The sequence below is a fragment of the Paenibacillus diazotrophicus genome, from assembly GCF_042610465.1.
On record NZ_JBGJZN010000014.1, the window covers coordinates 37,499 to 61,665 of the forward strand.

Annotated in this window: 29 protein-coding genes and 1 riboswitch; of the genes, 3 read left to right on the forward strand and 26 right to left on the reverse strand. The window is 47.8% G+C overall.

Annotation, left to right across the window (positions count from 1 at the left end; genetic code table 11):
- Positions 1-49: 49 nt before the first annotated feature.
- Together ACAN54_RS29025 and pth are read right to left on the reverse strand one after the other, a co-directional pair.
- Positions 50-280: an anti-sigma-F factor Fin gene (locus ACAN54_RS29025; RefSeq protein ID WP_379164013.1), complete on the reverse strand. Its 231-nt coding sequence runs from the start codon at positions 278-280 to the stop codon at positions 50-52.
- A gap of 89 nt (positions 281-369) precedes the next feature.
- Positions 370-930: an aminoacyl-tRNA hydrolase gene (pth, locus tag ACAN54_RS29030; protein ID WP_379164016.1), complete on the reverse strand. Its 561-nt coding sequence runs from the start codon at positions 928-930 to the stop codon at positions 370-372.
- Between the two features lie 92 nt (positions 931-1,022).
- Between pth and ACAN54_RS29035 the strand changes: the two genes are divergently transcribed.
- Complete coding sequence (locus ACAN54_RS29035) at positions 1,023-1,223, forward strand: hypothetical protein (RefSeq protein ID WP_379164019.1); 201 nt, start codon at positions 1,023-1,025, stop codon at positions 1,221-1,223.
- A gap of 79 nt (positions 1,224-1,302) precedes the next feature.
- Here ACAN54_RS29035 and ACAN54_RS29040 read toward each other — a convergent pair whose 3' ends face one another.
- From ACAN54_RS29040 to ACAN54_RS29100, 13 genes are all read right to left on the reverse strand, one after another.
- On the reverse strand, positions 1,303-2,256 hold the full coding sequence (locus ACAN54_RS29040; protein WP_019914487.1) for a ribose-phosphate diphosphokinase: 954 nt from the start codon (positions 2,254-2,256) through the stop codon (positions 1,303-1,305).
- Between the two features lie 89 nt (positions 2,257-2,345).
- Entirely contained in the window at positions 2,346-3,749 is a 1,404-nt protein-coding gene (gene glmU, locus ACAN54_RS29045) for a bifunctional UDP-N-acetylglucosamine diphosphorylase/glucosamine-1-phosphate N-acetyltransferase GlmU (protein ID WP_379164022.1), read from the reverse strand.
- Positions 3,750-3,921: 172 nt separating this feature from the next.
- Positions 3,922-4,209 (reverse strand): septation regulator SpoVG, encoded by a 288-nt coding sequence (gene spoVG, locus ACAN54_RS29050; protein ID WP_020425826.1) that lies wholly within the window; start codon positions 4,207-4,209, stop codon positions 3,922-3,924.
- A 185-nt stretch (positions 4,210-4,394) separates the two neighbouring features.
- Positions 4,395-5,222: a pur operon repressor gene (gene purR / locus ACAN54_RS29055; RefSeq protein WP_379164024.1), complete on the reverse strand. Its 828-nt coding sequence runs from the start codon at positions 5,220-5,222 to the stop codon at positions 4,395-4,397.
- A 103-nt stretch (positions 5,223-5,325) separates the two neighbouring features.
- Positions 5,326-6,180 carry a 4-(cytidine 5'-diphospho)-2-C-methyl-D-erythritol kinase gene (gene ispE, locus ACAN54_RS29060; RefSeq protein ID WP_379164027.1) on the reverse strand — a complete coding sequence of 285 codons (855 nt, stop codon included), beginning with the start codon at positions 6,178-6,180 and terminating at the stop codon, positions 5,326-5,328.
- 256 nt (positions 6,181-6,436) lie between these two features.
- Complete coding sequence (locus ACAN54_RS29065; RefSeq protein WP_379164031.1) at positions 6,437-6,613, reverse strand: small, acid-soluble spore protein, alpha/beta type; 177 nt, start codon at positions 6,611-6,613, stop codon at positions 6,437-6,439.
- A gap of 126 nt (positions 6,614-6,739) precedes the next feature.
- On the reverse strand, positions 6,740-7,015 hold the full coding sequence (gene veg / locus ACAN54_RS29070) for a biofilm formation stimulator Veg (protein ID WP_019914493.1): 276 nt from the start codon (positions 7,013-7,015) through the stop codon (positions 6,740-6,742).
- 247 nt (positions 7,016-7,262) lie between these two features.
- Positions 7,263-8,165 (reverse strand): sporulation peptidase YabG, encoded by a 903-nt coding sequence (gene yabG / locus ACAN54_RS29075; RefSeq protein ID WP_379164034.1) that lies wholly within the window; start codon positions 8,163-8,165, stop codon positions 7,263-7,265.
- A gap of 102 nt (positions 8,166-8,267) precedes the next feature.
- Positions 8,268-9,152 carry a 16S rRNA (adenine(1518)-N(6)/adenine(1519)-N(6))-dimethyltransferase RsmA gene (gene rsmA / locus ACAN54_RS29080; protein WP_379164037.1) on the reverse strand — a complete coding sequence of 295 codons (885 nt, stop codon included), beginning with the start codon at positions 9,150-9,152 and terminating at the stop codon, positions 8,268-8,270.
- Positions 9,149-9,700 (reverse strand): ribonuclease M5, encoded by a 552-nt coding sequence (rnmV, locus tag ACAN54_RS29085; protein ID WP_379164040.1) that lies wholly within the window; start codon positions 9,698-9,700, stop codon positions 9,149-9,151. The genes rsmA and rnmV overlap by 4 nt, the downstream gene beginning before the upstream one ends.
- A gap of 165 nt (positions 9,701-9,865) precedes the next feature.
- On the reverse strand, positions 9,866-11,026 hold the full coding sequence (locus ACAN54_RS29090) for a resuscitation-promoting factor (RefSeq protein ID WP_379164043.1): 1,161 nt from the start codon (positions 11,024-11,026) through the stop codon (positions 9,866-9,868).
- A 291-nt stretch (positions 11,027-11,317) separates the two neighbouring features.
- Positions 11,318-11,546, reverse strand: a riboswitch (cyclic di-AMP (ydaO/yuaA leader).
- 198 nt (positions 11,547-11,744) lie between these two features.
- Positions 11,745-12,515 carry a TatD family hydrolase gene (locus tag ACAN54_RS29095; RefSeq protein WP_379164046.1) on the reverse strand — a complete coding sequence of 257 codons (771 nt, stop codon included), beginning with the start codon at positions 12,513-12,515 and terminating at the stop codon, positions 11,745-11,747.
- A 54-nt stretch (positions 12,516-12,569) separates the two neighbouring features.
- Entirely contained in the window at positions 12,570-13,700 is a 1,131-nt protein-coding gene (locus ACAN54_RS29100) for an HD domain-containing protein (protein WP_379164049.1), read from the reverse strand.
- A gap of 554 nt (positions 13,701-14,254) precedes the next feature.
- Between ACAN54_RS29100 and ACAN54_RS29105 the strand changes: the two genes are divergently transcribed.
- Positions 14,255-14,509, forward strand: a complete 255-nt coding sequence (locus ACAN54_RS29105; RefSeq protein WP_019914502.1) for an AbrB/MazE/SpoVT family DNA-binding domain-containing protein — start codon at positions 14,255-14,257, stop codon at positions 14,507-14,509.
- A 366-nt stretch (positions 14,510-14,875) separates the two neighbouring features.
- Here ACAN54_RS29105 and rsmI read toward each other — a convergent pair whose 3' ends face one another.
- The 10 genes from rsmI to ACAN54_RS29155 form a co-directional block, all read right to left on the reverse strand.
- Positions 14,876-15,778: a 16S rRNA (cytidine(1402)-2'-O)-methyltransferase gene (rsmI, locus tag ACAN54_RS29110; protein WP_379164052.1), complete on the reverse strand. Its 903-nt coding sequence runs from the start codon at positions 15,776-15,778 to the stop codon at positions 14,876-14,878.
- Positions 15,775-16,548 (reverse strand): tRNA1(Val) (adenine(37)-N6)-methyltransferase, encoded by a 774-nt coding sequence (locus ACAN54_RS29115; protein ID WP_379164055.1) that lies wholly within the window; start codon positions 16,546-16,548, stop codon positions 15,775-15,777. Before ACAN54_RS29115 ends, rsmI begins: the two co-directional genes overlap by 4 nt.
- 98 nt (positions 16,549-16,646) lie before the next feature.
- Entirely contained in the window at positions 16,647-17,012 is a 366-nt protein-coding gene (locus ACAN54_RS29120) for an initiation-control protein YabA (RefSeq protein ID WP_379164058.1), read from the reverse strand.
- A 30-nt stretch (positions 17,013-17,042) separates the two neighbouring features.
- Positions 17,043-17,843 (reverse strand): PSP1 domain-containing protein, encoded by an 801-nt coding sequence (locus ACAN54_RS29125; RefSeq protein ID WP_379164061.1) that lies wholly within the window; start codon positions 17,841-17,843, stop codon positions 17,043-17,045.
- A 140-nt stretch (positions 17,844-17,983) separates the two neighbouring features.
- Positions 17,984-18,958, reverse strand: a complete 975-nt coding sequence (gene holB, locus ACAN54_RS29130; protein WP_379164064.1) for a DNA polymerase III subunit delta' — start codon at positions 18,956-18,958, stop codon at positions 17,984-17,986.
- Positions 18,959-18,975: 17 nt separating this feature from the next.
- Positions 18,976-19,416, reverse strand: a complete 441-nt coding sequence (locus ACAN54_RS29135) for a YaaR family protein (RefSeq protein ID WP_379164067.1) — start codon at positions 19,414-19,416, stop codon at positions 18,976-18,978.
- A gap of 41 nt (positions 19,417-19,457) precedes the next feature.
- Positions 19,458-19,787 (reverse strand): cyclic di-AMP receptor DarA, encoded by a 330-nt coding sequence (locus ACAN54_RS29140; RefSeq protein ID WP_020427905.1) that lies wholly within the window; start codon positions 19,785-19,787, stop codon positions 19,458-19,460.
- Positions 19,788-19,903: 116 nt separating this feature from the next.
- Positions 19,904-20,545 carry a dTMP kinase gene (gene tmk, locus ACAN54_RS29145; protein ID WP_379164070.1) on the reverse strand — a complete coding sequence of 214 codons (642 nt, stop codon included), beginning with the start codon at positions 20,543-20,545 and terminating at the stop codon, positions 19,904-19,906.
- The gene (locus ACAN54_RS29150; protein WP_379164073.1) at positions 20,546-22,105 is read right to left on the reverse strand and encodes an aminotransferase class I/II-fold pyridoxal phosphate-dependent enzyme; all 1,560 of its coding nucleotides are present in this window, start codon (positions 22,103-22,105) and stop codon (positions 20,546-20,548) included.
- A gap of 214 nt (positions 22,106-22,319) precedes the next feature.
- Positions 22,320-22,505 (reverse strand): sigma factor G inhibitor Gin, encoded by a 186-nt coding sequence (locus ACAN54_RS29155; RefSeq protein ID WP_379164076.1) that lies wholly within the window; start codon positions 22,503-22,505, stop codon positions 22,320-22,322.
- Between the two features lie 210 nt (positions 22,506-22,715).
- On the opposite strand from ACAN54_RS29155, the gene ACAN54_RS29160 reads away from it, so the two are divergent.
- The gene (locus ACAN54_RS29160) at positions 22,716-23,240 is read left to right on the forward strand and encodes a hypothetical protein (RefSeq protein WP_379164079.1); all 525 of its coding nucleotides are present in this window, start codon (positions 22,716-22,718) and stop codon (positions 23,238-23,240) included.
- A gap of 82 nt (positions 23,241-23,322) precedes the next feature.
- On the opposite strand, the gene ACAN54_RS29165 is transcribed toward ACAN54_RS29160, so the two are convergent.
- Positions 23,323-23,736: a hypothetical protein gene (locus ACAN54_RS29165; protein WP_379164082.1), complete on the reverse strand. Its 414-nt coding sequence runs from the start codon at positions 23,734-23,736 to the stop codon at positions 23,323-23,325.
- Positions 23,737-24,167: the final 431 nt, after the last annotated feature.

Genomic DNA, 24,167 nt, shown 5'->3' on the forward strand with positions numbered 1-24,167 from the left:
TAGCATAAGGCCAAGGCTTGCGGATGACGATAGAGACAGCCGCTGCCACTTACTGAAGCGGACTAGCCAGCAGACTGAGCTCGGGGTTATTGTCCAAGGCTTCCTTGCAGTAATCGCAAGTCACCTTTACCGTTATCTCGCCTTCTGCATCATACGCTATGATATCTCTGCGTTCCGCAGGGGTTAAAGAATGTAGGCCTAGCTGCATTTCTGTTGTGTCACCTCTCTGGATGCTTCCCAGAAATGTCCGGCAGTGCCTGCATACATAGTTTATTGCCATCTATATGCCTCCTGAAGGTTGTATATTACCTTCAGTATGCCCTACCTGTCTTACCTTTAGCCTTAGAGGGAATTACCTACTCTTGCTAATCAGCCATTAAATTTGGCCATGGTTTGCTCAAAGGTATGCTTCACACTGAACTCCAGCGCAGCACAAGTGTCCTGAATCATCGTGTCCAGCTTATCTCCGTCTTTCTTTGGGAAGGTAGATAACACATAGTCAACAATGGCAAATCCGGGCTCAGGCCGGGATATCCCCATCCGCACACGGTTAAAGCTTTGGGTACCGGTATGCTGAATGATGGATTTAATCCCGTTATGACCGCCTGCGCTTCCCTGATAGCGTAACCTTACTTTACCGATTTCCGTATCCAGATCATCGTATACAACAATCATATCTTCAAGCTGTACTTTGTAATAATCCATATAGGCACGGACCGCTTCACCGGAAAGATTCATAAAGGTCATCGGTTTGATCAGAACGGCTTTGACTCCGTCAATCACACCTTCCCCGATAACGGATTTACATTTGTTCTGGTTAAAAACTATGCCGTGTCTACCCGCCAACTCGTCCAAAGCCATAAAGCCGACATTATGTCTCGTCTTGGCGTACTGCGGTCCGGGATTTCCAAGTCCAACAATCCATTTCATGATGAGGCTATCCTTTCGTTCTTGACGCTCCTCGGCAGAGGCGCTCCATTTTTGGTACAATAAGCGTATATTCCAAAGACAGGTGATGAAACATGCTACATCAAGGCGATATCTTAACGCTTCAGCGCCATTTCCAGTATCACATCCAACATGCTGTGCCTGTCGAGGTATATAGAGGCAACGTGCACGTTGACATCGGAATGGTAACCGCTGTGGATGAATGTTTTGTGGAGCTGCAGGGTACCCTTTATAACCGCACCCTGTTTACCTTCATCTCACGTCCGGGATACTAGAAGCGGCATTCGCATTACGCCGACAAGGGTTACATCTTCCTCGCGAAAGGTGTAACCCTTTTTCTGTACCCTGTGCATTCTACTCTATTTCAAACAATTTACTGATCGACAGTTCTTCATGAACGCGGATGATAGCCTCGCCCATCAGTGGAGCAACGGACAGCACTTTTAGCTTTGAGGTCGGATTGCTGCTCCGAATTGGAATCGTATCCGTCACGATAATTTCTTTAATTGGAGAGTTTTCCAAGCGTTCGTGCGCAGGGCCTGACAATACTGGGTGGGTGCAGCAGGCATATACTTCCTTCACGCCGCCCTCCATCAGAGCATTGGCCCCGAGTACAATGGTTCCGGCCGTGTCGATAATATCATCGATCAGAATTGCCGTCTTGCCCTCGATATTACCGATGATGTTCATAACTTCACTGACATTTGGCTCTGGACGGCGCTTGTCGATGATCGCCAGTGGCGCGTTCAGGAAATCAGCAAGCTTTCTTGCCCGTACTACACCGCCATGGTCAGGAGACACTACAACAGGATTCTGAATCTGCTTGGAACGGAAATATTGGGCAAGAATTGGAACACCGAGGAGATGATCCACAGGAATATCGAAAAAGCCTTGAATCTGCATTGCGTGAAGGTCCATGGTAATGACACGGTGTGCCCCTGCTTTTTCAATCAGGTTCGCCACCAGCTTGGCCGTTATCGGATCACGGGAACGGGCTTTACGATCTTGACGCGCGTAGCCATAGTATGGAATAACCACATTGATGCTCTTCGCGGAGGCGCGCTTGAGTGCGTCTACCATAACCAGAAGCTCCATGAGATTATCATTAACCGGACCACATGTGGACTGTACAATATATACATGACAGCCGCGAACGCTCTCTGACAGCTTAACCTGAATCTCTCCATCGCTGAAGCTTGTCGTGTGGGATTCCCCCATCGGAATGCCGATATAATCGGCAATTTGACTGGCCAGCTTAGGATTGGAATTACAGGTAAAAATCTTTAGTTTGGAATCGCAATAAGTCATAAAATATAAACCCTCCGTGACGGAATTTAACTTCCAAGTGGCGCCGGCGCGGATTTGCGGGTCCGTCCGGCGCTTTGGCTTCTAGCACTCTACGATGGACTCGACTGGCCTTTTTTCTTAGCTTTGGCCTTGGCACGGATCTTCTCGGCGTACCCTGGCTTGTTCTCCTGCCTTACTCTGGCAATAGCCAGATCATTCTCTGGAACCGAACGTGTAATGGTAGACCCGGCAACAACAAACGCACCTTTACCCACTGTAACCGGAGCTACAAGGTTCACATTACTGCCAATAAAGGCATCATCGCCAATCTCGGTTCTTGCTTTATTATAGCCGTCATAGTTAACGGTAATTGCACCGCAGCCCATATTTACATTCTTGCCAACTGTCGCATCACCAACATAGCTTAAATGCGACACTTTGGAGCCATCCCCAATGCTGGCATTCTTAATCTCCACAAAATCACCGATTTTAACCTCTTCCCCAAGCACCGCGCCTGGACGCAAATAAGCAAAAGGTCCAACAGAGGTTCTTGCGCCAACCTGAGCCTGATTGAGCACGGAATGCTTCACCTGAGCACCCTCCATGATTATACAATCCTCAATCTCACTGGACGGCCCGATGATGCAGTCTTCACCAATGACAGTCTTTCCTTTCAGGATGGTTCCTGGATAAAGTGTCGTATCTGCACCAATGGTCACATCTGCTGCGATATAGGTTGAAGAAGGATCAATAATGGTTACCCCATTCAGCATGTGCTGACGGTTGATGCGCTGGCGCATTAATCCCTCTGCCTCCGACAAGGCCAAACGGTCATTAACGCCAATAGACTCCGCAGCATCATGAGCCTGATATCCCAGAACGATATCCCCCTGTGCCCGGAGTATGCCGATAACATCGGTTAAATAATATTCCTGCTGGTTGTTGCTATTCGTAACCTTCTCCAAAGCTGCAAACAGCTTGGCATTATCAAAACAATAGGTTCCCGTGTTGATCTCATTCACAGCAGCTTCCTCCGGAGAGCAATCCTTCTGCTCTACGATCTTCAACACGCCGCCATCTTCACCGCGAATAATTCTTCCATAGCCTGCAGGCTGCTCCATGACAGCTGTAAGTACGGTTGCAGCCGCATTCTGGCCCTCATGCAGAGCCATAAGCCCCTCCAGCGTCTCCGCTGTCACAAGCGGTGTATCCCCGCAGATTACAACAGTTGTGCCTGTTTCGCCACCGAGAAGGTCTTTAGCCTGCTTTACAGCATGGCCTGTACCCAGCTGCGTTTCCTGAAGCACATATTCCGCATTCTCGCCCACGTAGGCTTTAACTTTCTCCGCGCCGTGTCCGACAACTACAACGGTGCGCTGGCATCCGGTCGCTTTTACTGTATCCAGTACATGCCCTACCATCGGTTTGCCGCAGACGGGGTGCAGCACTTTGTATAATTTAGATTTCATGCGCTTGCCTTGACCTGCAGCAAGTACAACAGCCATTCTTTTCAAGAATGCCAACCTCCTACTTCTTTAGCTCACTACTGAATATATCGCATTCCAGGCAAAAAGAAAAGAGAACCATGAAGGCATGGTTCCCTTTTCTTCGAACCCCAATAAAAAAACGGCATGGCCTTAAGCCACCCAAGTAAGGGCAGCCGTCCTTTCAGAGTTAGCGCCTAGCTTATGCTCCCTCTTCAATGACCTCTTCTTCTTCAGTAGCGGCGCGATCATACTCGGCCAGAACCGCGGATTGAATCTTCTCGCGTGTTCCCGAAGAAATCGGGTGTGCGATATCGCGGAATTCACCATCCGGTGTACGCTTGCTGGGCATAGCAACGAACATCCCGTTATTACCGTCGATGACGCGAATGTCATGAACAACAAACTCGTTATCGATTGTAATGGATGCGATTGCTTTCATTCTCCCCTCAGAGTTAACGCGGCGGAGTCTGACATCCGTAATTTGCATGTGTGTGTTCACCACCTTTTTCCATCAGAGACTTGGTGTATAATTCCACACAGCAATGCGAATTCCTTCTTTTCGATTCCATAAAATACCTGATTAAGAAGATTATTTTTGGCTACACACCGTTTTCGACAGATTTCGTGAACTTCTCTGTGTTTTCCTCACGAATTCGACATTTTAGCCAACGGTTAAGCGGAAAAATAATTCCCCGGATGTGCAGAGATCCGCCGTTCCTTAGAGTCCACTTCGCTTAACTTCACCAGGGAAACGTAGTCATGGAGCAGGCGCTCCTCGGTTTCAACCGCTCCGGATTCAACCAGTACACCTACCCCGGCAACCTCGGCATTGAATTCACCCAGAAGATCGACCATACCGCGTACAGTTCCGCCTGCCTTCATGAAGTCATCCACAATCAGCACTCTGGACTTTTCCCGCAACGCCCGTCTGGACAGCGACATCGTATGTATGCTTTTATGCGATCCCGAGACATAATTGATGCTTACGGCTGAACCCTCCGTCACCTGATGGTCGCGGCGCACCAGTACTACAGGCAATCCCAGCTGCGCTGCCGTGGCATAGGCCAGAGGAATGCCTTTGGTCTCCACGGTCATAACGACATCGATCTCAACGCCATAGAAGGCTGTAGCAATGATCTTACCAGCCTGCTCCATTAGCGACGGAAGCCCAAGCAGATCAGACATATACAAATAGCCGCCCGGGAGTATACGGTCACTATGTTCAAGCTGCCCACACAGGTCGTCTACAAAAGCCAGCGCCATGTCTTTAGGCATCCGCGGAATATAGCGCACACCTCCAGCCGCCCCAGCCAGTGTCTGTAATTCGCCCATGCCTTCCCCTTCAAATACCTCTTTTATAATAGCCAAATCTTCACTAACAGATGACTTCGCCGCCCCGTACCGGTCTGCAAATGTAGAGAGCGGGAGAAGAACATGCGGTTTTTCAAGTAAAAATTGGGTCATGTCTACCAAACGTTGGCTTCTTTTAAGTTTTTTCACGGAATGCTCCTCGCCAAAACCGAATATTATTAAAAATAATATCACTTTTGTACGGATTTACACAAGCATGGAGATCCACTGGATTGCCGTCAATAGCGTGTACTTAGTGCAGCGAACGCACGGCGTATACTTCTTTGCAGAATCCCCGCAGCCCGTTGTAAATTCTGGCTACCTTCGATTGCTTAGACACCAGGCCAAATACCGTAGGCCCGCTGCCGGACATGAGTACGCCTTCAGCACCCAGCTTGATCATAGCTTCCTTCAACTGCTGCACTTCCGGATGCAGCTTCAGCGTGACATCCTCCAGCACGTTGCCGAGTCCAGCACAAACGGCCTCGAAATCGCCTGCGGCGATTGCCTCCTGCATACGGGATGCTGATGGATGCACAGCGATGCTGTTCGCGCGTACGCGTCCGTACACCTCAGCCGTCGATACATTAATCGGCGGCTTGGCCAGGACGACCCAGCACTGCGGCGGACTCGGGATAGGAGTCAGCCGCTCGCCTCTGCCCGTTGCAAGGGCAGTACCGCCTGTAACGCAGAACGGGACGTCCGAGCCCAGCTCGGCGCCCAGTTCCTGCAGCTCCTGTGCCGGAATGCCAAGGCGCCAGAGCCGGTTCAGGCCGCGCAGCGTTGCTGCGGCGTCACTGCTGCCGCCAGCAAGGCCGGCAGCCACCGGGATTCTTTTATCCAGATGAATATGCACGCCGCTCCTCACGTTATAACGGTCTTTAATAAGCCTCGCCGCCTGAAAGGCAAGGTTCTTCTCGTCGAGTGGAATATATCCAGCCTGGCTTGAGATAATAATAGAGTCCCGTTTCAGCTCAGACAGCTCCAAGCGGTCCGCCAAATCGACCATGGTCATAATCATTTCCACTTCATGAAAGCCATCCGCGCGTTTATGCAGCACATCCAGCATCAGATTGATTTTTGCTGGCGCTTTTTCATACATTTTCAAGGCGTTCACCCACCCTCAGCTTTTCCCGTAAAAACAACTTAACATATTATATGAGAAACTCGTAACGAAGTCCATCAAGTAGAAAAGGTTTATCGTCCTTTTTTTAAGGACGGTACCATTTCAGCGGGAAATATAAGGATGATTGATGATGTGAAACATATAAATCCTTATATTTTATCAAAAGTTCAGCACATAACAAAAAAGGCACCGCCATGATGGCAGCGCCCCTCGCTACGCAGTCACTGCACGTACTTAATTAAGATTTGCGTGCGGCCTGCTCAGCCAGCTGAATTGCTCTTTTGACCATATTACCGGCATCTTGGGCTCTGATTCCACCCCAACCATCGCGTTCTACCGTCTCGTAAAAACCCAATTCCTTGGCCAGCTCCGTCTTCAATTCCTCAGACATCATTCCCCGCCTTCTACGGCTCATATCCGAAATCCCTCCTAAAAATGGTGGATGACAAGATTGTTGCTGCTTTAGTATGCTGCCAAGGCGGGAAGGCCATTCAGATGGATAACAAAAAACAGCCTCCCTGCAGGAGACTGCCATAAATCGTTAAGCTTTAATATACATAATCCGCATCTGCCCATCATCTTCGCAAACTGTGATTTCCACAGATTCGGTAAGTATGTCGGCGTAGCTGTAGGAGACTCGCTTGAAGGTTTGCTGCTCCTGATCCAGTTTGACAATAAATACAGAAGGGTACGTTTCTTCCAGGACACCGGTGCGTTCAACGGTTTTACGACGGCCACCGTTTGCACGCAACGTGATCTTATGACCGACGTGAGCTTCGAGACTGCGTTTAATTTCCAACAGCGCGTTATTAGCCATTGCCTGACGACCACCTCTTTCCTTGTCCATTATACAACTTTCTGTAATGATTGTCAAATCAAATAAACAATTATAGATGATGACAAAAATGTTGTCAACGGAATTTTTTTGGGATCTAGCAAGGCTGACATTAAATCCTTGTTAGCAGTAATATCAGAGTTTTGATTTTAAAAGCAAGAAACAGCATAACCAAAAAAAGCCCCGCTCGCACGAGGCCTTTCTGAAGGGTCTATTCGCATAGTATCAACTACATGATCACCGAAGGTGCTACCTTTAAGGTAGACAGATTCTGCAAGCGGGGCATTCCAATTCGGAAGCTGCCACGGGTCTCGATTCCGCCCATCCCTTGGCTTCCGCTGATCGTATTGTTCAGCACATCGCCCAGACTGACAGACTCCCTGATGGAAGTAAAGGATGCTTTTGCTGCTATATAGACTGGATCCAAGGCATGAATCAGTATTCTTCCAGGCGAGCTGGCAAAGTTGGCACCTGCGCCGAGCAGTGCTTCGAAATGCGACTGGCAGGCTCCTGCTACAATCGTCAGTGTGTCAAAATTCCGCTCATATTCGCGCGCGACCCCAATCGCTGCAACGAAGTTTTGAGAATTTTTATAACTATTAAGGCTGTATAGATCATAAGTATGCTGCTGTTTGAGTACCCCATCATGTCCGGTAATGACTACTATATCCGGACGTACACGCGGCAACAGCCGGTACAGCGTTTCCGCCATCTTGGACTCATGGATATGATGTCCCTCAGCAGGGATCCTCAGCTGCTCGTACAGACTAAGACTCTTCTTCAAATACAGTGCATCACCGTCCAGGTGAAGCACCTTACCCGGTACTTCAAAGTAGGCCAGCTCCTGGGGAGACTGGGGCCTCCCCCCGAAGATAGACGCTCCGCTCCGCTGACTCTGCTCCTGCCGGTCTTTGCGCAGCCGGGTTAGCGACTCCGTAGCCTTAATCTGCGCCTGTTGTCCCCGCTCGGTAATACCGGTAGGTGGCACCTGCACCAAGTCTTCCAAAGGCGCATCCGCCAACAAGCGGAATTCAGTGCCTTTGATAACTGCCCCGTTATGCACAATATTCTCCACCCGAAACGTTACATCGCCACCGTAAGATTTGCGAACGACCAAGTCTCCTAAATTCATTTCCAACACCACCTCTACCCCATCGTATGGGCAAAGTCCCCGGTTGGTTCTTCATTGGTACTGATTTGAACGATATGAAAGGCCTAAGGTCGTTTTTCTTATCTACCCGATTCCAGCAGTAAGCAGCACGGCGCTTAGCCGGGCGTACTCCTCAAGACTGAGCGTCTCCCCGCGGCGGCTTGGTTCGATTCCTGCCTCGGCTAGCAGAGACTCCAGACGTTCACGTCCCTCTTCCGGAAAAAACCGGGCTTTGAGATTATTAGCAATGGTTTTACGCCGCTGTGTAAAAGAAGCTTGTACCACCTCGAAAAAATGCTTCTCATCAGCAACCTCTACCGGCGGACGCTCCCTCACTTTAAGACGGATCACCGCAGACTCCACATTTGGCTGTGGAATGAACACCGTGCGTGGCACCATACAGACCAGTTCAGGTTCACTATAATACTGCACAGCTATACTAAGGCTACCATATTCTTTCCCGCCAGGTGAGGCTGCCATGCGTTCAGCAACCTCCTTTTGGATCATCACGACGATATTATCGAGCGGCAGTTTTTCTTCCAGCAGCTTCATGAGGATTGGAGTGGTTACGTAATACGGCAGATTGGCGACCACACTCACTCTTTCCACAGCCGCAAAATCCTCAGCAAACAATTCCTGCAAATTCACCTTCAGCACGTCATCGTTCCGAATTTTTACATGCGGGTAAGCGGAGAGGACATCCCGCAGTATCGGGATTAGCCGCCGATCAATCTCAACTGCCGTTACCGCTCCAGCGGATAGCGCCAGCCTTTCAGTCAAAGCGCCAATCCCTGGTCCAATCTCCAGTGCACCGGCTGCCTGATCCAGACCTGCAGCATCCACAATTTTGTCCAGGATATTCTGGTCAATCAGGAAATTCTGACCCAAGCTTTTTTTAAAGGAGAATCCGTAACGCTGAATGATTTCCTTAGTGCGTACCGGCGATGAAATATGATTGTTGCCACTCATGAGGTAATGCCTCCCTGATCAATTTGCGCGAGAGCATTTGAAAATTCCTCTCGTGTTATGCCAAACATCGCCAGCCGCTTATACAACTGCTTACCGTTACAGTATCCAATCCCCAGCAGATTACCCAGCACCATTCTCCGTTCCGCTGCCCGCGGATGCACCATCATTCCTGCAGCCATCAGATCCTCGAGCCCAATCAGAGCCGGGGCACCTTCAAAGGAAGTATGAACATGCTTAAGAGCGTGACGAATGGCCTCCGGAGAAGCGTTTTCCACTCCTATGTCACCTTTACGGGTAGCGTCTTTTTCAGGTATGAACGCATGCTTGCAGCCTGGCACCTTGGAAGACACAATCTTCCGGATGCGTTCACCGGCATGATCAGGATCCGTTAGAATAATGACCCCTCTGCGTTCCATAGCCAGTGCAATCTTTGCGATCACTTTGCGGTCCACTGCTGAACCTCCTGTTTCAATGGTATCCGCCTCTACAGCTCGTTTAATGGCAACTGTATCGCTTTTACCTTCCACAACGATTAATTCCTTGATCATTTTCTAAACTCCTTACTCTGCAACGCAAAAAGAAGAGGATTCGCTCCCCTTCTTATTGGCTAAAGAATGTATAAGTGATGAGCGGTAGGCTCTGAAATTCCGTAACAGTCTTAATTGCTACCCTCACTATATCTTATTAACTGCTAATTTGCAAAAAACTGCTGCTTAATTCAGCTCTGGCTTCACAGGCCCGATCACATAAATTGTACGTGATTTACGCCCAAAGTTACGGGCATTGCTCAGGGAATCATAGTAGACATCCACCTTGTTGCCTTTAATGGCACCGCCGGTATCCTCTGCACGGCGAAATCCAAGACCCTCAATATACACCCACCAGCCGATAGGTATTACGTTTGGATCCACAGCAATGGTCCGACCTTCCGTTACGCGTGTGCCGGAGGCCGTACGTGTACCAATCCCAGGTTCTTCAGAAGAATAAGCCGTCATGGATACATTTTTGATTATTTTTTTGTACTCAAAATCTATACCTGCTTTGCTCGCAACATTGTTGCTGTTTGTGCTGACTTTAGATGTTTTTGTGGTAGTGGTTGAATTGGAAGTTGCAGTAGTGGCTACAGCAGCCTTGGGAAGTGCTTTGGTACCAATAGCAATGATTTTGTCTTTGGTAACCGTCTGTACTTCCTTGCCCACCATGCGCATAGATGCCAGCTCGCCATCTTGATAGATTTTCTCGATATGCTGGACCATAACGCCCGGTTTGCCCGCTTGCGCAACTCTTACAGTTCCCTTTGTCAGGGAGGGGTCTGCGGTTTTAATAACCCGGAAAGGCAAATTTGTTGTCCGCTGTACCACTTGCTTGTTAATCCGGACAATTTTGATTTCCATGTCGGCAGAAACTGCGGTGTTGAGAGAAGGGTAAATCTTGTCATAGCTCTCCAGGCTGATGCCCAGTTTGTCAATCGCCTGACCGATGGTGTCTTCGGTCGTGTAGAGCGTTTTGGTTGTTCCATCCGCTGTTAGCTTAAAAGCCTGCGCATGGTTGATTACGACACGGTCGCCGTCTTTTATTTCATCACTAAGGCCAATAGATAATGCATCTTGCGGCTGCAGCGAAATTTGTTCTTTTGCCAGCACATCACTGAGCAGCGTATCCCGCGTCTCCAGCGTCTGTACCTTTCCATCTATTACTAAAGTTATTTCTTTAAAGCTTTGACCGTGTACGTACAGCAGAATTACTAGCGCGATAACGATTGATGCCGCGCCTGCAAGTGAAAGTACGCGAGGATTCACTTGCTTCCACCGTAATGCGAAAGACCTGCTGGATGATTGCGAATCATGGGATACTTCTGGTTGGAATACGCCCATTCTCTCCATCCTCCTTACATAGCCCCGTCGTCCAAGTTGTATAGCAAAGGTGACTGTATCACTTCTGACGAAACTAGGTTTGAGATTGCACAGGATACGCCCGCATTGCTTTAGCGTTTCCTGCTCATGGATCGCCTGCTCGGCATAGCTACTCCAGACATCTGTTATACAACAGTATGCTGGAAACATTCACATTATTCAAAAAACAAAAAAAGCCTAAAAAGAGTTCACAGAGGACTCTTTCGTGGCTCTCCGGGTGTCAGAATACGCGGGAATGTTTATGCACGAGGTTTCCTCTCTTACTTGCGCTTACGGGGTTAGCTGTCGGGTTCGGGCATAAGAGAGACGCCCTATCTCAGGTCACCCGCTCACGGCGGTTGCCCTCAAATTCACCCCAAAGACCACGTGAAGAAATCAAATAAAGTCTGCGGCATTTCTGTGTTGTACCCTATGTACGGACATGCGGCAGATCATTATTGGTTCCCCCGTTCTCCATACGGAGACTCAGCGAGACGATCCATGAAAATGTGACTGTCACAGTAACAACAGCTCACTTCACTGAAAAGATGATATCCTGTTTTGATGCATGTTGTAAAGCACGATTCAACCACGTTTACGCAAAAAAATCATTAAAATATTGTAATAATCGGCCGTTTTTTTATTAAAAAAGTTTAATATATCGGCTATACTTCTTTTTTCACCGGATTTACTCCCGTTTTCAGACAATCCCAAATCGTTCCAGTGCGTTCGCATACGTTATTTCAGCTAATTCCTGTAAATCAATTCCTTTTATTTCCGCGGCTGCCTCGGCGACAAGCTTCACATATGCACTCTCATTTCGCTTCCCACGGAAGGGATGGGGCGTGAGATATGGAGAGTCCGTTTCGATCAAAAGCCGGTCCATTGGAGTCTGCGCAAGCACCTCTTTCGGCACTCTGGCATTCTTAAAAGTTACAGGTCCACCAAAGGACAAATGAAACCCTAGATCAAGGCACATTTTAGCCGTTTCCCAGCTCCCCGAAAAGGAGTGCATGACACCGCCAATCTCATTTGCCTTCTCTTCCCTCAAAATCCGTACCACATCCTCGTGCGCATCACGATTATGTATACAGATAGGCATTTTCAGTTCCCGTGCCATACCAATCTGTTTGCGGAATACCTCCTGCTGTATTTCTTTGGGGGAAGTATCCCAATAATAATCGAGCCCGATTTCTCCGATAGCCACCACCTTTTTATGGCTGCACAGAGAGGCAATCCAGTCCATATCCCCCTCCTTCATGTCAATCGCGTCCACGGGGTGCCAGCCTACTGCTGCATAAATATAATCATACGTTTCTGCTAATTTCATTGTCGTTGGAATCGTTTCCCGATTAAATCCAATATTAATCATCTTGCTGACCCCAGCCTCTAAAGCGCGTGCAATAACCTCCTCGCGGTCCTCGTCGAATTGCGGTGCATCCAGATGAGTATGTGTGTCGAATAAGCGCATGCTGCATCATCCTTTCAGTATTGTTTTCTATGATGAATTCCAGAAATTTTTGTATTATTTTGCAAAGATCTCAGCAATGGAAACAGGCAGCTGTGTAAGCACATTCTGTAGCTTATCCTGCGGAAAATAAAGATGATACCGGCCGCGGTGAATACCGCTGATCGAACGGACTATATCGGATACCTCAGAGATCTCCCGCAGTTTATCATGACGGTCCAGCAGCAAAATTTGTTTGCTGTCAAAACCCTCCCCTGGACGAAAAACATCATAAGGAAGATCTGTCGGATAATCAATCTCCAGATCGTAATCAGGATGCAGCCCGGCCCCCGCAAAACTGCGGCGGATTTCATCAATCGTCTCCGAGTCAAGGTGATCCATTTCTACATATTTATACAGTTTACGATGAATAAATCGGCTGCACAAGTCAGCTAATGTTTCATCGGATTCCAGAGTCCACTGCATAAATGCAGTCTGTACCAAGGCTTCATCCAGCAGTAAATACTGTTCCACATTAATCTCTCCACCAAATAAATCACTGAGCGGATTGATCATAAAACGGAAATTATACCCCTCCTGTAGAAGCTCTTTCGCCCTGCGGAATATCTGGCGCAAAATAATCTCCGAGCTGCGTGTAACCGGATGAAAATATACCTGCCAATACATCTGGTAACGTGACATCAGGTAATCCTCGATGGCATGCATACCTGATTCCTTTACGACAACACGTCCATTATAAGGACGCAGCATTCTCAGAATACGATCAATGTCGATTGTGCCATAATTCACCCCCGTATAATAGGCATCACGCAGCAAATAATCCATACGGTCTGCATCCAGAGGACCCGACACCAGGTTGACCACGATTTCATGCTCATACGTTTTGGCAATCACAGATGCAACCTTGCGCGGAAAATCTTCACTCACTTCTCGCAGTATGGCAGTGACTTCTGTGTTCTCCTGTATGATTCTGCATGTCCAGTCTTCGTGATTCATTTCAAAAGCTTCTTCTATAGAATGGGAGAACGGTCCATGTCCCAAATCATGCAGGAGTGCAGCACATAAAGTGAGCAAGCTCTCCTCCGGCATCCAATCCTTGTACCCGCTTCGTTCAAACTGGGAGATGATCCGCCGTGTAATTTCATAAACTCCAAGAGAGTGGGNAGCAAGCTCTCCTCCGGCATCCAATCCTTGTACCCGCTTCGTTCAAACTGGGAGATGATCCGCCGTGTAATTTCATAAACTCCAAGAGAGTGGGAAAAGCGGCTATGTTCAGCCCCGTGGAAGGTTAGATAGGAGGTGCCAAGCTGGCGGATCCGACGCAAGCGCTGAAATTCGCTGGTATTGATCAATCTCCAGATAATCGTGTCCTGAACATGAATATAATTGTGTACCGGATCTTTAAAAACCTTTTCTTCTGTCAGCGGTTGCATCATTAAGTTCAACTCCTTTGGATAATAAGAATAGAAATCAGTTGAAATTAAGGTTATAATAGTAGATAATGTCGCACTTTGTCGAATAATGACACTTTTTCAATTTACAAATCGACAAATTACTTTATTGCAGTTTTCGTAAGATTTTCTTTATTTATAAGCCTTACAAAAGTTTTTTTCGAATTCAGCTTGAACTCGACAGTAAAAAAGGTTGACTGTTTTGGGAATGGTTGGTATTATAAGTATCATAAAACGGTGAACATTGTCGAATAATGACGCTTTTGAACATTGAGAGGAGCAACGATTACAATGATGAAATCAACAGGTATCGTTAGAAAAGTAGACGAGCTAGGACGGGTTGTTATTCCAATTGAATTGCGCCGTACACTGGGCATCGGTGAAAAGGATGCGCTCGAAATTTACGTGGACGGTGAGCGCATTATGCTTAAAAAATATGAGCCTGCTTGCATATTCTGTGGCAATGCGGAAAATGTAACCTATTTCAAAGGTAAAATTGTTTGTCACGAATGCATTTCTGCTATCCCTACCCCTGTGACAAATTAAAGCAAATAGGTTATAATAAGAACTAATCAAATTGTTAATTCTAACCTTTTTATATCTCCTTGGCCTCCCGTTATCGCGGGAGGTATTTTTTATGCGATTCTACCCTCCCCGGAGGTTTACCCTCCCAACCCCTCCCTACAGGGAGGGCCCTAAGGGCTCCCGTCCTCTGGACACCCAGAAGCTAGTCCAATTGTGAGGCTGGCTCTCCCTACGGGAATCGCTTGGCTACACTTATACCCAGATTTATACTCGAAATTAACCCTTTACCATATATATAAATGTAGAAACTACATTTACAACTAATATAAGGAATAACTTTCTGCCAGTATATGGGTAGAGTGCAGATATTTTCTCGTTGATATTTCCTTATTCTCTCTCCAATAGTGCATTATAAATATCCCGTTTTGCCAACCCGCGGTCTGAAGCTGCCTTTTTCATAGAATCCTTACGTGACAGCCCGGAAGTTTCATAATGCGTTACATGCTCTTCGATACTGAGTTCACGCCACCAAGAAGATTCGGCAAGCTCGGCCTCTTCTTTGCTCTCACCCTCCAGCACAATCACGTACTCACCCATCGGTGGATGCTCTGACAACCATACCAGACACTCTTCAATGCTGCCACGCAGGAACTCCTCGTACCGTTTTGTCAATTCACGGGCGAGTACAATCTTGCGGTTACCAAAAGTCTCCTGCAGATGGGCCAAAGTTTTTGCTACACGATGCGGTGATTCATAGAACAGCAGGGTGCCTTGTGCCGAACGAAGACCTGACAGCACGTTACGAATATCCTTACGCTCCCTTGGCAAGAACCCGATGAAGGTGAAGGTGGTTGTGGGCAGGCCAGAAGCAATCAAAGCAGACAGTGCCGCATTAGCACCGGGAATCGGAATCACGGGGATCCCATGGCTGATCGCAAGCGCTACGAGATCAGCTCCAGGGTCAGAAATGGCAGGCAGACCAGCATCGCTAACCAATGCCAGATTTTTACCTTCTATTATATATCGGATAAGCTCTGGTCCACTCGCTGCCTTATTATGCTCGTGATAACTGAATAGCATCGAAGGCGTGATTTCGAAGTGGCTGAGCAATTTACGGGTCTGTCTCGTATCCTCAGCGGCAATAATGTCGCATTCCTGCAAAGTGCGAACAGCACGATATGTCATGTCTTCCAAATTACCAATGGGTGTGCCCACCAGATACAGTGAGCCTGTCCCTTTTTGTTGTTTTTCATTCCTGTTTTGAAAGCTGCTTTGGCACGAGATCATCATGATTTACCCTCTTTAGCTCCGTAGTAGATATCCAGAATTTCCGGACAGTATTGATTGTCCTCATTATATACGATCAATGGAGGTTGTAAACGCACCTCAGGCTTGCCGTCGCGTGCTGCCTCGATTAGTACCATATTGGCCTCCAAATGGGCACGGGGATGAACAAAACGGATCAGCTTCGGCTCCAGTCGATATTGTCTCATCAGACTGATGATATCCACCAGACGCTGTGGCTTATGAATCATACTTACCTTCCCTCCGGTGCGGACAAGCCTAACACAGGCCTGAATGACTTCCTCGAGGGTGCAGCCCAGCTCGTGGCGGGCCATAGCCTGATGAGTATTCATTTTAAGGTCACTCCCATTTAGCGGCATGTAGGGCGGGTTAACCGTTATCGCATCATACACCCCATATCCTGCCGTATGATGCAGCTCACGCAAATCCCCTTCATGGATAATTACCCGCTCCTCCAGACCGTTCATCGCTACACTTCGACGGGCCATATCTGCCAGACGGGGCTGAATTTCAATACCTTCTATAGAAGCTTTGGTACGGGTGGTAAGAAGCATCGGAATTACGCCATTCCCAGTACACAGATCGAGCACTTTACCCCGCGGCGGTACACTGGCGAATCGTGCAAGCAACACAGCATCCATTGAAAAACTGAATACCTCGTCGCTTTGAATAATCCGTAAATCGTGTGTGAGTAAGTCGTCTACCCGCTCCGCGTTATGTAAAGGAACTGGGTTATCGTTAAAAGAATTTGTCATAGTGTTCTCCATTTCTCGAAACCATACTGACTTCGAAACCTAAACGTCTGTAAATTCAAAAAAAACCGTAGGCGTAAATCTCCTACGGCTGGATTTGCTCATTTATTAAGAAACGAAAGACAGAACAAGCAGTCACCTTCTGTACGCAAATGCCCAAAATAGACATTACAGATATGAAAGCCTTCATGATAGAGCCGCGCCAGATTGTCATAGCCTTCCCCGACAACCTCTCCGGCTCCCTCGCTAGCGGCCAACAGAGCCTCCGCCTCAGCAGAATGGGCAGCAGGGTCCAAGGGCGCTTCCCGCTTCAATATTTTACGAAGCTGTTCATTCTCCAGACTTAGCCTTTGATTGGCTTCCATTAATTCCTTAACCGCCAACTTCCAATCTCCAAGACTTGAGCGCATGTTTTCCATCTGCGCTTCCATCTCCTGCATTTGTGCAAATATATTTAGCTTCTCCAAGTTTCCACCCCGAAAGTAACCTTATATGGTTTACTTGACGACAACATCATCCATTGGAAGTTCCTTAACTTTGCCCACTTCAAACAATTGCACATGAACTGTACGGCTTCCAGCATTAATGCCTACGACCTTACCATCACCCAGTGAGGTTACGACTAGCTTGCCCACACCTGGCATTTCTTCCTTTGTACTTTCGTAATTATCATGCTCAAATTTCAGGCAACACATAAGTCTTCCGCAAAGACCCGAGATCTTTGTAGGGTTCAGTGAGAGATTCTGGTCCTTTGCCATCTTTATGGATACCGGTTCGAAATCTCCAAGCCAGGAAGAGCAGCAGAGCACCCGGCCACAAGGCCCTAACCCACCGAGCATCTTGGCTTCATCACGCACCCCAATCTGCCGGAGCTCAATACGGGTACGGAAGATGCTGGCCAGATCCTTGACTAACTCACGAAAATCTACACGGCCTTCAGCAGTAAAATAGAAAATAATCTTATTGCGGTCAAACGTAAATTCCACATCCACAAGCTTCATTTTGAGGCCATGATCGCGAATTTTATTTAAACAGGTAGTAAAAGCATCCTTAGCAGCACCTTTATTCTCTTCCACCACGCGTGCATCCGTTTCACCGGCAATCCGCATGACTTTTTTGAGAGGTAATACTACATCGGCTTCCTGCACCTCTTTTTTCCCTACGACAACCTTACCGTACTCGACACCTCTTGCTGTCTCCACAATCACGCATTGATCCCGTTCAATCGGAAAATCGAGCGGATCAAAATAATATATTTTACCCGCCTTTTTAAAGCGGACACCTACTACGCTGTACAAAAATTAACCCCCTTGTTTGCCGGTAAAAGGAACCCTAAAGCAAGTCCGCTCCCTGGTGATTCATGCTTGTCCTTCCTCATCCGTTAAACCATTTTTCCAGGCTGAAGCGTTGATCCGGAGGATATATCAAAACTAACCCATTAACTTTCCAATCGGATTAGGAACTGCTCCAGACACAATTGGGCATTGGCATTGGAACGCAGCTTGCGCTCACTCTCTGCAGCAAATTCCATGTAGGCCACCCATTGTTCGGTACTCCGCTGACGGGCATGTCTGGAGATAAAGTCTAACTGATCTATGAAAACGATACTTTCGTGCTTTCGGTACAGGAAGTAAAGCATATCTTTGAACCATAAGTGGAACATGCTGAACAGGATATCCAAATGTTCACTGAGTCCCGTCTTGAACAGCTTCTGCCCGGCAGTTGCTACTGCGGAGCTGCCCTTGCCCAAAGACTCCTTTGCTAATTGTAACACTAGATTTCTCATTTCTGCAAACCAATTCTGTGCCAAAAGTTCCCTGCAGCCATCAAGTCCTGAAGTTAATGATACCGCACATCGCGCAAGTGGTACCGGAACCCCTTCACTAGCCAGTGCCTGAAGCATCATGTCCGGATGAAGAGGACTAAATGGAATGCGCTGTGTTCTGGACTGTATTGTCGGCAGCAGGGAACTGCTGTTGTCGGATATCAGAATGCCCACCGCAGGTGCAGGGGGCTCCTCTAAAAACTTAAGCAGACTGTTTGCGGCCTGAACCGTCATTTTGTCCGCTCCTTCTATAATATACACTTTAGGGTTAACACCCTCTGAGCGGTAAGAGAACATGCGTTGCAGTTCGCGGATCTGGTCGATTTTGATACTTGCACCATCAGGCTTAAGCAGAGACAAATCCGGATGGTTGCCATGCTCTACTTTGCGGCATTCCAGACATTCACCGCAGGCATCATCTTCACTGGTGGTACAAAATATAGCTTGGGCGAACATCAGCGCAGTTTTCATTTGACCACTTCCTGATGGTCCTGTGAACAGATAGGCATGACTCACTGCATCTTTACGCAGAGCGTTTTGAAGCAGACGCTTAGCATCCTCCTGGCCTAATATATCATGAAAAGACATACATTCCTCCAAGTCTTTTAAAAAGAAAGGTTAATCAGCATTCCACGGATTTCTCCAACACGCCCCAGCAAATCAATACGGCCCTGCTCACTTTCCAGCAGTTCATCAGCCATATTTAGCAGAGCTGCATCTATTTCTTCTAGCAGTTTGTAGCGTTTCCCCCGCCCCCGGCGGTCCCAGCCCTTGGTTTCCTTCAGAACAACACCCCGGCGGGCAGTTTCTTCCAGGAATTTTTTGATCATATTCCGGTATATGGACAGTTCGCGGACCGTCATAGATTTGGAAAGACGGTCTCCCTGCTGCTGAATATCCTTGATCTTCTGGTTCAGCTCATCTATCGTCTTTTGTTCACCTTGCTGCTGAAATATATCAGTAAAGGTTTTCTGCTGAACGGGCCTTCCCGCTCCTGCAGTCGGCAGCTCACTTTTCAATGGCCTGTAGCCGGGATTGATTTTCAAAGGTTCCACCGCCCTTTAGTGAGAATTTATCTATATTATACTCAATAATGCTCAAAACGATCGACAGGAAGCACAAATACGGTCGCTCCGCCTACTTGAACCTCTACGGGAAGCGGTAAATAGGAATCCGTCGTACCGCTCATTGGAGTCACCGGGGTGACAAGCTGTTCACGTACCTTGCAACTGTTGCGAATGACAGTTAATACAGCTTCCACCTGAGAGTCGTCAACACCAATCATAAATGTAGTATTACCTGCCCGTAGAAATCCGCCTGTACTGGCTAGTTTAGTTGCACGAAAGTTTGCTTTGACTAGTTCACTCGACAACCGGTTGCTGTCTTTATCCTGGATAATTGCAATGATCAGATTCATCTTCGCTTTCCCTCCTAAAAGTTTTGTGAGTTCACTTCATATATTCCCTTTGTACAAGGCTCTCTTCAAAAACGTGCTTTTAATCTTGTACACTTAGTTTAATTAGACAAAACGTTCTAAAAATCCTTTAATATACGTTCTTTCAGTATACGGACTATATCCTGCTCCACCATGTGAATAGGACGGTTGGCATCAAGCACCACGATCCGCTCCGGGTCAGACATTATGACCTGGCGGTAACCCTCTCTAACCTTTTGGTGAAAAGCCAGGCTCTCCAAGTCGAGACGGTTCACTTCCCGTTCCTCATTGGCGGCAATCCGTGATAACCCTACTTCCGGGTCCACATCCAGATAAAATGTAAGATCGGGGGTTCGTCCGCTGGTAGCAAACTGATTGATTTTCCTTACCTCTTCGATACCCAGTCCTCTAGCATAGCCCTGATAAACCAGGCTGCTGTCGACAAAACGGTCGCATAGCACGGTAAGTCCTTCTTTGAGCGCGGGCTCAACCACCTCCGCCAAATGCTGGCTTCGGGATGCTGCATACAGCAGTGCCTCCGTACGCGCATCCATCGCTGTGTGGGCCGGATCTAGAATAATGGAACGGATCTTCTCGGCAATTTCAATACCGCCAGGTTCGCGGGTAATCAGATAAGGCATGGAATGATTCTGCAGATAGGCTGCTACCCTACCGAGTACGGTTGTTTTTCCGGAGCCATCGCCTCCCTCCAGAGTAATAAAGAAACCTTCTTGTGCCACTTATGCGTCTCCGCCTTTCTTAATGTTGTAAACCACAATATGTTGTAGAGCCGGATCCGCACAGGCCTGGAACTTGGCTCCTCCCTGGCTAAGTCCGATAAGCCGGTTGCAAATTTCTTCGCTTATCTCTTCTCCTGGATATAAGAGTGGAATTCCTGGAGGATAAGGTATTACCATCTCTGCCGCCATTCTACCCGTACTATATTCAAGCCTTATACTTTCGGTTTCCAATACATTCACTGGTTTCATCGAAAATAACACAGGACTCGAAATCAAATTATTCGTGAAATTGTTCCACGTGGAATTTTTTGCGGAAGCCGGAGCCATTTCAGCTGCTGGCTCATCAGCTATTTGCCGCAGCGCAGCCAGCAGCCGTTCCGTATCTTCTGCCTTCGATCCAAGGCTGAAGGCAAGCACCACGTGCCGGTCGTCGCTCATCTCCGGCACAATGCCCTTTGCTTCGAGCCTGCGCTGGAGCTCGAAGCCCCCCAGGACTCCGTCGGCGTCATATATGACCGCCTTAAAGGGGTCCTGGGTGCTGTACGCCGCCATGCTTCGCGGCGGCATCCCAGTGGTGGCGCCTTCATCATCGGCGCCGCAGCCGGGATGCAGCGGCTCTGCCGGCTGCAGCAGCCCGTAGCGCGGCAGCGCAGCCAGGCCGCGCCGCAGTACATCCACGGCGGCGAGTCCCGCCGTGAAGGCCTCGGCACGCTGGCGGTGCACCAGCCGGCGGGCCAGATCGAGCGAAGCCATCACGGGGTATGATGGGCTGGAGCTCTGTACCATGGCCAGCCGCTGCCGCAGCAGCGAGCGGTCGAGCCATGGCCCTTGCACATGCAGCATGGCGCCCATAGTCAGCGCTGGCAGCATCTTATGCGTGGACTGCACGACACCGTCCGCGCCACACATTAGCGCCCCCGCCGGCAGCGACGGGTGCTGTCCGTAATGCGCCCCGTGCGCTTCATCCACCAGCAGCGGGATACCGCTGTTATGGCAGGCCTGTGCGAGGGGCGCCAGATCACTGCCCATGCCATAGTAATTCGGCATGGTGATCAGGACGGCGGTGGCCTCTGGGTAGGCTGCAAGTGCAGCCTGAACCGTATCAGCCGCCGGAGCAACCATAAGACCGCTGTGCCTATCCATCTGCGGCTCTACAAAAACGGCACGCGCGCCGGCCAGCATCAAGCCATGGATAACCGACTTGTGAACATTCCGCTGAAGAATAAGTGTCATTCCAGGCTCGGGGCACACCGTAAGGATCAACGCTAAATTACCGGCAGTACTGCCCCCAACCAGGAAAAAGCTCTCCTCCGCCCCAAAACAATCTGCTGCGAGCTCCTGCGCTTCCCTAATTACCCCTTCGGGATGGTGAAGGTCATCGGTTCCTGTAATCTCAGTTACATCGTACCTCATCACCTCACCTAAGAAACCGGCACTTCCTTGCCCACGATAAGCTTCTCCGTTCTTATGTCCAGGTACATGATAAGAAATATTACCCTTAGCTCTATATTGTTCCAGCATTTCATATACAGGTGCCCTGCCAGGCTCTAATCTATCCATCTTTTCTTCCTTCCCTGGGGGTTCCCTTCTATTTTAACGCAAATATGTCCAAACGCCTATATTTCGGCCAAAATGCTTAACCACATAACAAAACAGCTCCTCCCGTCAAAAGCACCGGTGAAGCCGTTATATGGTTGATTCTTAATCTTGCTAACACTAATTAGGCCAATCATCTAATTGTGCGCCTATCATCATCTAAGCCTATCTGCTTCGTTCAAGCATTCTTTTGCAGATCAATCTTCTTCATCCGGCCCACGAAAAAGCGGTATTTGGCGTCTTCAGCCTCTGTACGTACCATCTCAGCCTCACAATCCACACAAATAAAATGCGAGACAATCACGATTCCTTCTTCTTTCATCTGCCCGCAAATGATGCAGGCTTGATCGGTCTGCTGTTCCATTACCATCCCACCTTGACTCTTTTAAGAACAGTATGATACACTTTCTATCATTTTAAACCTTTTCATAGATTTTTCCTATCCTGTATTGGCTCAAAATATATGTATTCATCAGCAGCCCAAACGGTGCTTATGGCCAATTCAGTTTAATAAAATGCCTTCCCCCGCCGATATTAGTATCATAAGGACTTGTGAGGAGGTCAGCGCTTTCATATGGAAGCAAACAACAAAGGTTCAGCTACTTTCTATCAGTACAAACTAATCAAAAAAATCAACACTACCGCCGCCTGGCTGCGTGTCTATATGGCGCTCCCTATTATCTGTGTCGTTTTAGAGACCCTTTTCCTTTCCTGGTGGAGCATTCTGTTTATGACCATTGCTGCACCTGTCATTCTGTGGATTCAGTATGTGATCTCACGTTCTGTACTCCTAATTTCTGGACATCCCATTGCAAAACGGTGGAAAATGTCCTTCCGTCTGCCCTGGCCAGGTTATATGCCCGACCAATACATCAATTATGGCATTTTCCGCAAAGTACAACTTCATAACCTTTGGATCGGGCTTTCCATCACTGCACTCTTTATCGTTTGGGTACCTTTGGCCTTCACCGTGTCATTAGCGGTATTCCATCTATGGATGCTCTTACCCAAGTTGTATATCCTATTCCGTATTCACCGTGAACAAAAGGACGGTATGTTGAAGTTTACTACAACCGATGCTTCTTATTACTCACAATAGAAATTTGAATATTTACATAAGGCAACACATACTGCATCTGCAGCAAAAACAAACCGGCATCCTACTGAGGATGCCGGTTTGTTTATTTTGTCTTTATTCCTTTAATTGATGCTTTCTTTTCCTTTGGAATCATGACTATAAAATAACCATTATGCACGGTTAAGTGTACAATCACTTCATCCTTCTGATAAACGCGGGAATTTGTCGAATCCTCTTCCTTTTGCTCTTCCCAGCCCCAGGCTTCTATGGCCTTGCGGTAAGGCTCCGGCACACCCTCCTTTTCCTTAAGATGAGGCATAGAATAACGGACATAGTCCATAGCTACATTACTAGTTGTACGATCTGTAGAATTAGCTTCTTTAGGAACAGGAAAACTCTTTTCGTTAAGGGCTCCTTCAAAGGTATCCCAGACGGGCTCCTTTGTTCCACAACCAACCAGCATTACACCTACTATACAAAGAATGAATACTATCCATAAAAGTCGGGTTCGCTTCATACCTAAATCCTCCTTACCACTGCCATGCATCTAAAGACACAAGAAAATTCACTGCAAGAATTTATCAGTAGTTCATTCGTATTAAGGATGTGCTTAATATTTGCACTTTTCTATTATACTTGGAACAGAAAGTTCGTCGGTAACAAAAATGTCACTCAATTGAAAGCGTTTTATTTATTTTTTTGTAATTTAGACTAATATATATGGAACTTGAAATCATTATAATGGTTTCTTTCCATAGATAATGTTTGAAGTCCAGCCTCCATATAACTATAATCCGCAGATTGCTTCAATTTTGATGAAGTCACAGTAATTTTCCTACTACAGCCTATGCAGATATATAACAAAAAAAGCCACTGTTGATTACTCAACAATGGCTTTCAGTGCTTGGCGGCGTCCTACTCTCCCAGGACCCTTCGGTCCAAGTACCA